Raw genomic sequence first — 12,240 nt, forward strand, 5'->3', positions numbered from 1 at the left:
AGGGAACCAAAGAGCGTTTTAAAGGGATGAAAGGTAATATAGGACAGGGGGCAGCAGAAAAGATAATAGAAGAGATGCGAACCCTAGATTTTTAATTGTATGGGAGCCCGAGACGAAGAAGTCCCATTGGCAACTTGTAGAACCTACACAATTTCAAAAAGACGTGCTCAAAGCCTTTGGATACTATATAGACTACAATTGGGTTCTACAACCTATAAAACAATAACATGCTATAATTACTGAATAAAAAAGAGTAAACTACCACTTATCTCTGAAAGTCCTGTCTAAGGGTTGATTGAAATGGTGCAAAAGAAAGCTGAATAAGATGATTTGCAAGTCCCCCTATATCCTTAGGGGTATAGCCAAGGGTGGCTCTCCATACCTCATCAGATTCCATGCAAAAATATATTTGTTTATCAACTCCATATTTTCTTAACAAATTCACTATAAAACGAAATTGTTTTATTCTAATGGGCCTGAATAGTCTAAGCTTTCCATCAACTCCTTTGATAAATTCTCCAAAATAGATATAATTGGAATCAGGCCAATTTTCTTCAATAAACTTAAAAAGATATGGCATTCCTCTAAAAGATCCAAGACTTAAATATGCAATATCTTTTGGCTTTATATAGTCAAATATCATTTCAATGGTCTCTTTATACCCCCTTTCCCAACCTGGATAATAAATTATTGGATCAAAATGAAGGCATACCCGAAAACCCATCTCAGCACATGTTTTAGCAGCCTTTAATCGCTCTTCCAAGGGAGCTGTGGATCTCTCTTCTTTGGCAGCGATATCAATACTATTTAAAGACCAGGCAGGAAGAACAAAACGTGTATCCTTAATTGCATCAATCCATGATAGATCTACAACTTTTGTCTTTAACTCCAATATTACATTTTGATACTGAAACAAAAATTCAATTAAGTATTTGGAATAATTAGTTAAATACTCAATAGCCAAAGAATCAGTAAACTCGCCAGTCCCTACCCTAAAAAATTTTTGTCTATTTGAAAATATCTTATCTAACTCCAAGTATAGATCTTCTATATTTGCCCAGACCTTGATGCTATTGTGAGAAAAATATGCTTTTAATATGCAATATGAACAATTTAAGGGACATCCCTCTCCAATATGGATAATTTTATACCCACAACAGTTATAAAATTTAGTTCCTGGACATTTTTTAAAAAAATTTCCCTTATATTTTAATAGATACACATATCCCTTTTTTAATTCCCTATCATCAAGTCTTATAAAATCACCATAAATTATAGGGACAAAGCCTGCATTTTTAGAAACAGTCTTACTTATAATACTGTTTTTTACCTCATTATCTATAAAAATTCCTTTTATATTTGAGGTTATATAATCACTCATTATTTTAAATCACTCACCATTTAATCGGGATTTATACCAATTATAAAATCTATCCCATTCATCAATTTTAGTTTTTAAGTCTTCAACTAAATTTTTAAGGGTATATAAGCCATCAAGTTTTATTTCCATGATAATTTCATCTACTTCAAATTCATTAGCAGGTATAATTCTTATTCTTTTTTTATTAATGATCTTTGAACTCCATTGCAGAAATTCTTTTTCTATAGTTCTTTTTAAAGGATAACATCTATCCCTTAAATTATTTAGTATTTTTTGAATTTTATCATTTGGAGATAAATCTTTTTCTAAAATTTCAAACAAAGGATTTAATATAATTTCTATATCAACTTTTTCTCTTTTTTTTAGTTTATATAGAAGTTCTAAAAAAATTTTTGATTTATTTTTTCCCCATCTGATGTTTATAAAAAAAGGAAGCAAATATCTTTGCTCATTTTGAGTAAACTTTTTAAACACTTCTATAACATCCAGAGAAACATTATCTTTAATCAAAATTTCATCAAAAATTTCAGGTAATTTTAGCCATTGTAATAAAAGGTTAATTTCTTTTTTATTTAAAATATTTTCAAAGATATCAAAGAATCTTACAGTTTTATCTTTTTTTTCTAATATTTTGTCGAAATATCTAGCACAAACAATTATTTTACCAGAATTTTTAAATTCATATTTCAAAAATTCTAAATTTATTAACCCTTTAAAAAAATCATTAGCTTTAACTACAATTACATTAATCTTATCTTGTTTAAATTCCTGCAATATTTCATATCCCCATATGAGATCAAAATAGTTTTGTTTTTCTTCCACTATAATGGGATAAAGATATTTTTTGTTTCTTAATTTTAAATCAAATCTATCTAAAAATATTTTGCCAAATAGCCAATCACCACTGGTATTGATTTTAGCTTTAGGAATTGATTCTAGAGATAGAAATTTAACCATCGAGATTGTAAACCTCTATTCTATTTTTACCAGACCTCTTTGCCCTATAAAGGGCCTGGTCAGCCTCTTCAATTAGCGTTTCACCAAATTTATCACCTTTGTAAGTAGAAGACACACCGCCACTCACAGTGATCTTTATTCCTGATTCCACTATTTCCCCATCTACGCTTCTGACAATAAAATTATATTTTGCAATACCTTTCCTAATGTTTTCTCCAAAATTATATCCTTCTTTTGACTCATATCCTTCCAAAATTAGACAAAATTCTTCTCCCCCATATCTCGTAGGGAAAAAATTCCCTTTTCTCTTTTCAAGAAGATATTTCTCTCCTTTCTCTTTTATTATCTTTGCCACTATTTTTAAAGCCTGATCTCCAATTCTATGACCATAAGTATCATTGATTTTTTTAAAATCATCTATGTCAAACATCAATATACAACAGGGAACACTATTTTCTTTACACTTATCTAATATCTTATCTAAATTAATGTCTAAAAATTTTCTGTTATATAAAGATGTCAGACTATCTATATTAACATCCTCATATAGATTTTTTATATCCTGTTCAACAAGATCTAATACTTGTTTAAAGGATTGTTTTATTTTTTTTATGGCAATTTCAATATCATCAGTTTTTTCTATTACTTCTATTGTATGTTGTTCAAGATCTTCTATATGTTTTTTTCTGAGTTGAGACGTTTCAGCAAAACTTTTAACCAATTTATGGGACTCTTTAACAACTTCTTTTAATTTTTTCTTATATGGCTCAAAAAGTATATCGCCCAATGCTTTATTTACTTTATTATATTCTTCCTCATCAAATTTTTTCTTATTAACAATATCAATTAAAAGTTTTCTAATTTTTTTCTTTTGCGTTAAAGTTAAATAGTTATATTCTGCAATATATCGTAAATACAAAATTAAAGTCTGCCATTTACAATCTTCCGGGACACCTATTTTTTTTAAATTTTTTAAAACAGGCTCTACACCATTACTCTGAGAGTATAAAAACATGAAATCTCTCTCCTTCTTTTCAACTTTTTCTTTTTTAAAAAAATTCATAAATACTCCTTCTTAAAATTAATTATAAAACTCTCTGTAAGCCAGATAAGTTGCGTACAAATCATATTTACTGCTTATTTCATAGGGACTGTGCATTCCCAAGATCCCTGGTCCAAAATCAATAATATCCATTCCATATCTGGCCAGGAATTTAGCTACAGTTCCTCCTCCCCCTTCATCCACTTTGCCCAATTCAGCCATCTGCCAGGGGATATTTTTTTTATTTAGCCTGTTTCTTAAAAAGGCAATATACTCAGCATTTGCATCATTTGCCCCAACCTTTCCGCGATGACCTGTAAATTTACAGAAAACTGGCCCATATCCCAGTTTTGATGCATTAAGTTTATCGTGTAGATCTTGATAATCTGGATCAAGGGCCCCGTGAACATCGGCTGAAATAGCTTTTGTATTTAAAAATATATCGGAAAGATGACAATTTTCATTCCAGACATCAATGAATTCCTCGAGCACATATTCTAAAAATTTCGATCTGGCACTTGACGCTCCTTCTGATCCAATCTCTTCTTTGTCCCAACACACCAATACTTGAGTATATTCTGGATTATCTTGATCCAAAAATGATTTCAACCCACAAAACACGCAAATTCTATCGTCCTGTCCATATCCCCCAATGAGAGAGTTATCCAGCCCTACAAATTTAGCTTGATATGCTGGTACAAATTGAAGTTCAGCACTATAAAGATCTTCTTCTGTAATTGAATATTTTTGATTTAATATATTTAAAACTGCAAATTTTATTTTATCTTCAACTTCTTCATCCATATATGGCACACTTCCAATAATTGCATTCATTTTTTCTGCCTCAAAGGCCTTTGACAACTTTTGGTCATTTTGTTTGTAGGCAAGATGAGGCAAAAGATCTGGAATGACAAATACGGGATCTTGTGGATCCTCTCCAATTTTTATGTCTACCTTTGTACCATCAATTTTTACAACTACACCATGGATTGCTAATGGAATTGAAAACCATTGATGCTTTCTTATACCGCCATAATAATGAGTTTTTACCATAGCAAGATATGTATTCTCATATATGGGATGTTGTTTAAAATCTAACCTTGGACTATCTAAATGTGCACCAATTATTCTAATTCCTTGCTTTAATGATTTTTTTCCTTTTCTAACCACAATTATACTCTTCTCCTTAAACTTTCTATAAAATACAGATTTACATGAATCAGTAAATATATTCCTCTCTATTAGTCTATTTTCAATCCATTTTACTGTTTCCCTCTCTGTTTTGCAATTATTTAAAAAATTGATATATTCTTTAGCAAAATTATCAACTTTATCCAATTCATCTTTGTATATTTTATAACAACTTTTTTGTTTATGAATAATTTCCATAAAAAACCTCCTTAATTTTCTTTTACATAATTATATACCTGTTTTAATACATGTGGAATTATGGATAAATCATCTTTAATCAATGTTCTAACATCAAGCATAAAATAATCATCTTCAATGATACCAACTATTGGAGGATCTGTATCAAGTAAAATTGATCTGAACCTATCCAAATTATCCATAAAATGGGGTTTAATTAAAACAAGATAAGTTGGTAAGTCTTTTTCGGGACTTGCACCACCACCTACCCTTGAATTACCTTTTTTTATTGCAAAAAAATACATTTCCCCTAGTTCTTGTCTTAATCTTCTCACCAGTCGCTTTGCCTTTGCCTTAAGGGTTGAAAGAGGCGTGAGTATTAATTTTAATGTTGGAATTTTATTTTTAGCCAGATCTTTATCTTTATAAAGTCTGAGTGTTGCCTCCAATGCTGCTAAAGTCATTTTATCTATTCTGAGTGCTCTGTTTAATGGATTTTTTTTAATCTTATCAATATATTGTTTTTTACCAACTATAATTCCTGCCTGGGGACCTCCGAGTAATTTATCACCACTAAAAGAGATAATACTTACACCTTTTTTTATTCTATCTGCTACAGTGGGTTCATCAATATTCAGCCAGTCAGGGAAGTCACAGAAGTTTCCACTTCCAAGGTCTTCAATAACTGGAAGGTTGTACCTATTCCCAAGCTCCACCAGATCTTGCAAGGGGACTTCTTTGTGAAAACCTATTATTTTGTAATTTGAAGTATGGGCCTTAAATAAGGCGGCTGTGTTTGGGGAAATAGCCTGTTCATAGTCATAGAGATGTGTTCTATTTGTAGTTCCAACCTCGCGCAAAATAGCACCACTGCTCTTCATTACATCTGGTATTCTAAAAGAACCACCAATTTCAATAAGCTCACCTCTGGATACTATTACTTCTTTGGCTTTTGCAAGTGTATTTAATACAATCAGCACAGCACCTGCATTGTTGTTTACAACTAATCCAGCCTCAGCGCCTGTTAGTTCTAACAAAAGGTCTTCAACTAAAGAGTACCTGCTTCCCCTTTTACCAGTTTCCAGGGAAAATTCCAGATTAGTATAATAACTACAACCTTTGACTACTGCATCTATTGCCTCTTGAGATAAAATAGACCTACCTAGATTGGTATGCACAACTACCCCAGTGCCATTTATGACTCGTCTATACTTGGGCCTTGATGCTTTTTTTAAAAAATTTACAACAAAGTCTCTTTCCACCACTTTTATAACTTGGTCCTTGTTTTTTATTTTTCCATCTTTAATGTCTTGTCTTAAGGAATCTAAAAGGTTAACTATTTTATCCTTTACAAGTGTTCGTGGGAGAGTGGTGAGCTCTTTTTCTGACTCAACTAATTTTAATAACACATCAACAGAGGGTAGATATTTAAATAATTCCCTATTCAAAATAAACCTCCTTTTAAAAGGATAGTTTAATGGTCGTTCTGGAAATTTTTGACTAACAAACTCTTGACCAAATGACAAACACTTTATATAGTATAACTTTGTAGCGCCCGTAGCTCAGCAGGATAGAGCAATGGACTTCTAATCCATGGGTCGGGGGTTCGAATCCTCCCGGGCGCGTAAACTAATAAATAATAAATTAAGTCTGTTAGGAGAAAATCTTAACAGGCTTTTTTTGTGGCCAAAATCTATGGGTGCCCCCATGGGTGCCCCAAAAGACATCTTTCCTTTTTAAATGGCCCCCTTAAAACTCATACCACATTCTTGTGAGCCGTTATTTATTTTGGAAGAAAGAAAAAAGAAATAGAAAAATAAATAAGTGGGTTATAGTTGATTGGTTTTTGGAGAGTCTAGAAGCCGGGAAAGAATTGTTAGGATAATAAATCCAAGAATTATAATGACCGGGGCAAGGAGGAGAAAGAAGAAAAATAAATCTGTGATGGCTTTAGCCCATACAACTCCTCTGTCCGCTAGATAAGCAGCAATTAAAAGAGAAATCACAGCAAATTTTTTCCAGTGTTTGAAAATGAAGGATTTAAGTGTGTACATATATATATACATTAGTCTATATCGAGCCTCAATTCAATTTGGCTTTGATGGCCTGTTCGAATAGAAGATTTATAAAATTTTAAAAATAAAACTTTCTAAATTTTCATACTTTTCTTTTGCTTGATGAAGGAATGCCTAAAGTCTCTCTATACTTAGCTACAGTCCTACGGGCAATATTAATCTGCCACTTATCTTTTAAAAGTTCGACCATTTTTTGATCACATAACGGGTTTTTAGGGTCCTCTTCTTCAATGAGGTTTTTTATGTACATCTTTATACTTTCCGAAGAGACTTGATCTCCGTAGTATGTGGATATCGAACTTGTGAAAAAGTATTTTGGGTATGTAACATAAACTGTGTAAATTCTTTTTAAGGCAAGGTCAATTGGCAACTAGCGCACATTTATAATATCCTTATCAGTCGTAAGAGAAGACTTGCTATCAGCGGCTTTTAATCTGTTTTGTGCCCGTGCAATTAGCGCAGGGTTAGAAAGATCTAAAGTAAAATATACTCCTAACGCTTTCTGTTCCTCTAGTGGTTTTAGAGCTTTACAAAAAGCATCAGGACTATTAAAATAACCGTAAATAGTGTTTTTAGCATAATGTCCCAGGCCTTATTTTTACCATGAAGTCCGAAAACTCGGACTTCAGTAACGTCTCCAGGTTTAAAAAATATTCGGTAAACTGTGCTTGGGTCGGTTATATTTTTAGGATAGCTTTTTTTATTTTTTTAAAATCCATTGTCTCTTTACCACCACAGAGCTTCCAACCTCTTAGCTTTTTCCTTGGTAGTGGAGCAAGACTTTTTTACCTATTCTTCATAGGCGTCTAAGTCTATACAGAGCGCTCCAGCTATTTTAATGAAAATTTCCGTATTTTGGCTAGGGGAGCGCTATTTATAAAGGTAGTTCTTTTAAAAGGGATACCTGCTCTTAGAAGTGCATCTTCGTTGTTTACTCGGACTATTCTCATATTGAGACCTCCTTTTGTGTCATAAAAAATAAAGAAAAACCTAAACTCCAGATACACAAGATAATTTTATCTAGTAAAAGGAAAAAGTATAACATGGGAAGGGGGAAAATGCTAATAAAATAGCCAAGTTATCTCAATTGGCTAATATTCAATTAATTGCCTGAAAATCAAGACATTGTGTCTTTAAAAAGGTGAAAAAGATGAAAAAATGTGGAAACAATTTCCACATTTCTACAAACAAATTATTCAGACAAGTTGTCTGTACTAAAAAAACGGATCTCTTAAACTCCTACTTCTATCTGAAAGGCCATACTCTTAGTTTGAGGGATGGGCATATTTTCAGCCTTTAAGCCTTCCAGGTGAAACCTGATAGCTTCACGCATGTTTTGAATAGTCTCATTTACTGTCTTACCTGTAGCCACACAACCAGGCAAATCAGGGCAGTAAGCTGAATAATTACCCTCTGCTTTTTCCACTATAATTGTATATTTAAACATCATTTTTCCCCCTTTTTAGGCCAGCTTGTTTTAAAATGCTATTTAATGTTCCAGGTGCTAAATCATCTTTTAAATTTCCTGCAATGGTTACAAGTCCTTTTTTAACTGGATGTTTGTATTGTCTATGACTGCCTTTTTGTCTTACCAAAATCCAGCCATCCTGTTCAATTAGTTTAATAACGTCTCTAACTTTCATGATAAAACTTTAACCATGTCTCGGGTAAATGGTAAGATATTCTTTTTCTCTTTAAAGGTATTCTCAATTCCCTTTATTGCCTCTTTCTTTGTATCTGGTGCTAAATGGCTATATCGTTCAGTCATTGCAAGTGTTTTGTGCCCCATAAGCTCTTTAACTGTATAAATTGGAGTGCCGTTCATAACCAGCCACCTCGCAAAGGTATGTCTTAAAGTATGAAAAACTACTTTATCTTTATCATCTGTAATGTCTTTATTTAGTCCAAGTTTATTTACAACCCTCATGAAGGTATTAGAAATGCGACCAATTTTTTCACCTTTTGTGTCCTTAAATACACATTCGTCTGGTTTACCCTCTTTTTTGGATAATATCTCTTTTACTTCTTTAGTCATGTAAGCAACTCTATCCTCGCCACTTTTTGAGTTTCTAATATGGATTATTCCATTTGTAAGGTCTAAATCGCCAAATTTTAAGTTAAATATCTCTCCAGCTCTCATGCCTGTATGAAGTGATAATAAGGCCATTTCATAAATCTGCTGACTATGTTTTTTTAGCTCGGTCAATAATTTTTCAGCCTCTTCTGGAGACAAAAAACGCACACGTTTATTATTAGGCTTTGTTTTTTTGACTCTGGTTGTAGGATTGACACCAGAGAAAAAACCCCACTCAAGGGCCTTGTTAAAGGTATGTCTGATAACTGCTAAGGCATATTCTATGGTTCTTGGTGCTCTATTGACATCACGCATATTCTTTTTTATTCGTTCAATGTCAAAAGGTGATACAGAAGACAAAGGCTTGCTTCCAATCACTGGCAAAATCCAAAGCCTAAGTAAAAATTCCTCTCTACTCCATGACTTCTTATTATCTTTGGCATAAGGCAAATATTTTTCCCTTATAAAATCCTCATACTTTATGTTTTGCTTTGCCAACTTTTTTCTATCGTAATACTCACCACTAACAAGCTCAGTTTTGATTTTGTTTTCAATATTCCTGGCCACTTCCAAGCTATTTGGGACTATCTTAACATAGCGCTTGCCCCTGTATTTAACCACAACTTTATAAGTCTTATTAGTCCTGGGTATAGAAGTTCCACATTTTGGACAAACCTTTGTTTTGGTAGGTAGGTCTTTTCTACAAGCAGTATTAGGACATCTAATATAAATTGTCATCTTTACCCCCTTTGTTGTGGGTGCCCTGGGTGCCCCATTGGGTGCCCCGCTTTCATAATATTCCTATCTAAAAACGGTAAACTCAGTCAAACTAAAATACTTATAGTTATAATAATCAAGTAAAAAATAGTAAAAGTAAGAAAAAAGATAAATAATAGACTTCTAATCCATGGGTCGGGGGTTCGAATCCTCCCGGGCGCGTAAACTAATAAGCTTTTCTCTATAAAAACGTGAAAAAAATTTACGTTTTTTAGAGGAGCTTAAATCATTGCAAGTTCTTGAGTTATGAGGGTTAAGCCTTGATGGATGAGGAGATAGGACTTTTCTTAGATGGTTGTGATGCACTATGTTCTAAGTCCTTTTTAAAACACCTTGAAATTATGGGATTTTTAAAAAAGTTGTTAGCACAAATTGTAGCCCAAAGCCACTTCCAGCCAAATTTAGTAACCGCATAAAATGATTTACCTTTTGCCTTTTTGACGATCTTTCTAGAGATTAATTTTTTCAATTCGTAGGGAATTTGAGAAGAATTTCGGAAGTAGTTGGATAGAGCATTCTTAAGTTCACAACTTTTAAATCCAAAAGAGGAGTATTTGGTTTTAAGCAATTCTTTGATGAGAGCAAGTTGTCTGTCTTTTCTAAGATCAGGAGCAGAGACCTTATGGTTAAGGTGGTCAAGAACTGGTTTTGAAAACATGTTCGGTTCAATCTCACATAATGAGGAGAGATCAACGTCAGCACAACAATTGAGGAATTTGTTATTGGCATCAAGACCTTTCCATAAATAGGCCTGTAGATAGAGAACAGGTTTTTTAAGCCCCAGCGATTTAGGGTTGTTAATGGTGGTTCCTGCCCGCCAGTGCCTCGAGAATATGTGAGATTTAAATGACAGAGTGTCTAGGCGATTGGCAGGCGGGTCAGTGAAAATGCGCATAACGCCATTAAAGCGTTTAACAAAACCCATAGGTTTAAGGAAAGAAGCAACGCCTCCTTCATAGAAGAGGTCTAAAATGTAACCGCAAAGGATAACACGATCAAAAGATGTGTAGGAAAACTTGATATTTTTTGAAAATTGAGCGATAAAGTTGTTGTTCACAGGTAATTTTCCTCCTTATATTGATTGTTGGCAAATCACCTATTTAGGAAATTACCTGTGGACTTTCAATTTTTTTTCAGGCAAAGTTATGGGGCCTATCAATAACTAAGAAACTCATAACACAAACCAACATGCAGTTTTCGGAACTTTAGTTTGTTAAAGAATTAAAGACTGAAGAATTAAAGACTGATTTGAATATAAGGCCTATTTATCATTACACTCCTAATAGGATAAAAGGTCATATTATAGTCTCGTTTTTAGCCTATTTTTTATTAAAACATATAGAACGTAGATTAAAATACAATAAAAAACTCAGGACATGGTAATTACTTCAGCTGGTATAATAAATGCTTTAAAAGAGATAAATGCAATAGAAACAGACATAAATGGTAAGAAATATTATCTCAAAACCAAACATAATAAATTGGCAAGTAAGATGTTTGAAATTTTTAAAATAAAAAATATCTCTTTCCATCACTCTAAAGGTTTCTAAAGGTTTGTAGGTAAAATTCCCTCATTTCTAATATAATTGATTTTTAAACTTTTTAACTATCAAAGTCGGGAAATTGGGATATGATTCTTAAACATGCACTTGATCCTAATATAATAAAAAAGAGACGGGAAAAATTTGCAGCCAAGGAAGAATGTGCAATGTGTGGCGAATTTTGTGCTCTTAAGATGTTAAAGTAGTCGAGGCTGTAAAAACATATAATTTCCTACCTAAGCATCAACTACTTGGTTGTGACCATCTCTTCAACTTTTAAAAACCTTGAAACAATCATTGCTGTCAAATATACAATTAGGCCTGAATATATGAGGTCAGTTATATAATGTGCACCTTGTACCATTCTTGCAATGCCTATCAAAGAACCAGCACATAAACCAAGGATTAGAAAAAAATAGGCCACAACCTTATTTTTTTTTCTGAATACAAAATATGGTGTAAACAAATAAAACCCTGTGGACGCGTGACCAGAAGGAAAGGATTTACCTGTGCCAGCTATGCCTTTTTGCCAGAATGGATGATAGTTAAATTTTCCGTTAAATTCTTTTGTTTGTCTTGGTCTTGGTCTGCCCCAATGTTCCTTAAGTAGTGCGTTTACTATAAGCCCTGGCCCTATAATCATAACTAAGACCAAAAATAGTCCAATAGGCGCATATTTCTTTAATTTTTTTGAGAAAAATCCGCCTATAAAAATTATACATCCCCCACTAGCCATAATTATGGCTGGAAGAGGTCCAAAGTGGTATAAAAAATCCCAGAGCTGAGAATTTTTTAAAAACCACCCATCAGTTGGATTATAAAAGTATTTAAGGAGCTTTACCTCAATATTTTCTCTCCCTAAGAGCAGGGATAAAAAAATAAAAAAAATTATTGGCAGAAAACTTAGAGCACCTCTCAAAACTATTCTCATAATTATCTTATGACCGTGCTGTGACCTGTGTGAGGTGAATGGGCTTTTTTAATTCCTTTTTATAAATTATTTTTCTATTTCTCTTCACTCACAC

Annotated in this window: 13 protein-coding genes and 1 tRNA gene; 3 read left to right on the top strand and 11 right to left on the bottom strand. The window is 32.9% G+C overall.

All coding sequences use genetic code 11. The features are described 5' to 3' along the window. Window positions 1–265: 265 nt before the first annotated feature. From ACYQ1E_RS01520 to selA, 5 genes are read right to left on the bottom strand one after another with little or no spacing between them, the layout of a single operon-like run. On the bottom strand, window positions 266–1,381 hold the full coding sequence (locus ACYQ1E_RS01520) for an SPL family radical SAM protein (RefSeq protein ID WP_459874909.1): 1,116 nt from the start codon (window positions 1,379–1,381) through the stop codon (window positions 266–268). 9 nt (window positions 1,382–1,390) lie between these two features. Beyond that, window positions 1,391–2,338 carry an uL15 family ribosomal protein gene (locus ACYQ1E_RS01525; RefSeq protein ID WP_459874910.1) on the bottom strand — a complete coding sequence of 316 codons (948 nt, stop codon included), beginning with the start codon at window positions 2,336–2,338 and terminating at the stop codon, window positions 1,391–1,393. Continuing rightward, complete coding sequence (locus tag ACYQ1E_RS01530; RefSeq protein ID WP_459874911.1) at window positions 2,331–3,401, bottom strand: GGDEF domain-containing protein; 1,071 nt, start codon at window positions 3,399–3,401, stop codon at window positions 2,331–2,333. Before ACYQ1E_RS01530 ends, ACYQ1E_RS01525 begins: the two co-directional genes overlap by 8 nt. Window positions 3,402–3,419: 18 nt before the next feature. Continuing rightward, entirely contained in the window at window positions 3,420–4,769 is a 1,350-nt protein-coding gene (locus ACYQ1E_RS01535) for an aminopeptidase (RefSeq protein WP_459874912.1), read from the bottom strand. Window positions 4,770–4,780: 11 nt separating this feature from the next. Continuing rightward, on the bottom strand, window positions 4,781–6,196 hold the full coding sequence (gene selA / locus ACYQ1E_RS01540; protein ID WP_459874913.1) for an L-seryl-tRNA(Sec) selenium transferase: 1,416 nt from the start codon (window positions 6,194–6,196) through the stop codon (window positions 4,781–4,783). Between the two features lie 103 nt (window positions 6,197–6,299). On the opposite strand from selA, the gene ACYQ1E_RS01545 reads away from it, so the two are divergent. Beyond that, a tRNA-Arg gene (locus tag ACYQ1E_RS01545) sits at window positions 6,300–6,373 on the top strand. Window positions 6,374–6,905: 532 nt separating this feature from the next. Here ACYQ1E_RS01545 and ACYQ1E_RS01550 read toward each other — a convergent pair. The 5 genes from ACYQ1E_RS01550 to ACYQ1E_RS01570 all read right to left on the bottom strand — a co-directional run bounded on the left by ACYQ1E_RS01550 (window position 6,906) and on the right by ACYQ1E_RS01570 (window position 10,731). Further along, window positions 6,906–7,193 carry an RNA polymerase factor sigma-54 gene (locus tag ACYQ1E_RS01550; RefSeq protein WP_459874914.1) on the bottom strand — a complete coding sequence of 96 codons (288 nt, stop codon included), beginning with the start codon at window positions 7,191–7,193 and terminating at the stop codon, window positions 6,906–6,908. A gap of 861 nt (window positions 7,194–8,054) precedes the next feature. After that, window positions 8,055–8,273, bottom strand: coding sequence for a type II toxin-antitoxin system HicB family antitoxin (locus ACYQ1E_RS01555; protein WP_459874915.1), 219 nt, complete (start codon window positions 8,271–8,273; stop codon window positions 8,055–8,057). Continuing rightward, the gene (locus ACYQ1E_RS01560) at window positions 8,263–8,466 is read right to left on the bottom strand and encodes a type II toxin-antitoxin system HicA family toxin (RefSeq protein WP_459874916.1); all 204 of its coding nucleotides are present in this window, start codon (window positions 8,464–8,466) and stop codon (window positions 8,263–8,265) included. Before ACYQ1E_RS01560 ends, ACYQ1E_RS01555 begins: the two co-directional genes overlap by 11 nt. Then, window positions 8,463–9,635, bottom strand: a complete 1,173-nt coding sequence (locus ACYQ1E_RS01565) for a tyrosine-type recombinase/integrase (RefSeq protein ID WP_459874917.1) — start codon at window positions 9,633–9,635, stop codon at window positions 8,463–8,465. Before ACYQ1E_RS01565 ends, ACYQ1E_RS01560 begins: the two co-directional genes overlap by 4 nt. Window positions 9,636–9,927: 292 nt before the next feature. After that, on the bottom strand, window positions 9,928–10,731 hold the full coding sequence (locus ACYQ1E_RS01570) for a hypothetical protein (RefSeq protein ID WP_459874918.1): 804 nt from the start codon (window positions 10,729–10,731) through the stop codon (window positions 9,928–9,930). A gap of 319 nt (window positions 10,732–11,050) precedes the next feature. On the opposite strand from ACYQ1E_RS01570, the gene ACYQ1E_RS01575 reads away from it, so the two are divergent. Together ACYQ1E_RS01575 and ACYQ1E_RS01580 are read left to right on the top strand one after the other, a co-directional pair. Continuing rightward, on the top strand, window positions 11,051–11,224 hold the full coding sequence (locus ACYQ1E_RS01575) for a hypothetical protein (RefSeq protein WP_459874920.1): 174 nt from the start codon (window positions 11,051–11,053) through the stop codon (window positions 11,222–11,224). A gap of 80 nt (window positions 11,225–11,304) precedes the next feature. After that, window positions 11,305–11,421, top strand: a complete 117-nt coding sequence (locus tag ACYQ1E_RS01580) for a hypothetical protein (protein ID WP_459874922.1) — start codon at window positions 11,305–11,307, stop codon at window positions 11,419–11,421. A gap of 41 nt (window positions 11,422–11,462) precedes the next feature. Here the strand turns inward: ACYQ1E_RS01580 and ACYQ1E_RS01585 are convergent, their stop codons facing one another. Beyond that, on the bottom strand, window positions 11,463–12,146 hold the full coding sequence (locus tag ACYQ1E_RS01585; protein ID WP_459874924.1) for a phosphatase PAP2 family protein: 684 nt from the start codon (window positions 12,144–12,146) through the stop codon (window positions 11,463–11,465). Window positions 12,147–12,240: the final 94 nt, after the last annotated feature.

This window comes from Desulfothermus naphthae (genome assembly GCF_054657475.1).

What these genes read in the sequence shown, in the direction of transcription:
- ACYQ1E_RS01520 (WP_459874909.1), bottom strand. Translation starts at nt 1,381, where the DNA reads ATGAGTGATTATATAACCTCAAATATAAAAGGAATTTTTATAGATAAT.
- ACYQ1E_RS01575 (WP_459874920.1), top strand. Translation starts at nt 11,051, where the DNA reads ATGGTAATTACTTCAGCTGGTATAATAAATGCTTTAAAAGAGATAAAT.
- ACYQ1E_RS01525 (WP_459874910.1), bottom strand. Translation starts at nt 2,338, where the DNA reads ATGGTTAAATTTCTATCTCTAGAATCAATTCCTAAAGCTAAAATCAAT.
- ACYQ1E_RS01565 (WP_459874917.1), bottom strand. Translation starts at nt 9,635, where the DNA reads ATGACAATTTATATTAGATGTCCTAATACTGCTTGTAGAAAAGACCTA.
- ACYQ1E_RS01535 (WP_459874912.1), bottom strand. Translation starts at nt 4,769, where the DNA reads ATGGAAATTATTCATAAACAAAAAAGTTGTTATAAAATATACAAAGAT.
- ACYQ1E_RS01580 (WP_459874922.1), top strand. Translation starts at nt 11,305, where the DNA reads ATGATTCTTAAACATGCACTTGATCCTAATATAATAAAAAAGAGACGG.
- ACYQ1E_RS01560 (WP_459874916.1), bottom strand. Translation starts at nt 8,466, where the DNA reads ATGAAAGTTAGAGACGTTATTAAACTAATTGAACAGGATGGCTGGATT.
- ACYQ1E_RS01585 (WP_459874924.1), bottom strand. Translation starts at nt 12,146, where the DNA reads ATGAGAATAGTTTTGAGAGGTGCTCTAAGTTTTCTGCCAATAATTTTT.
- ACYQ1E_RS01530 (WP_459874911.1), bottom strand. Translation starts at nt 3,401, where the DNA reads ATGAATTTTTTTAAAAAAGAAAAAGTTGAAAAGAAGGAGAGAGATTTC.
- ACYQ1E_RS01555 (WP_459874915.1), bottom strand. Translation starts at nt 8,273, where the DNA reads ATGATGTTTAAATATACAATTATAGTGGAAAAAGCAGAGGGTAATTAT.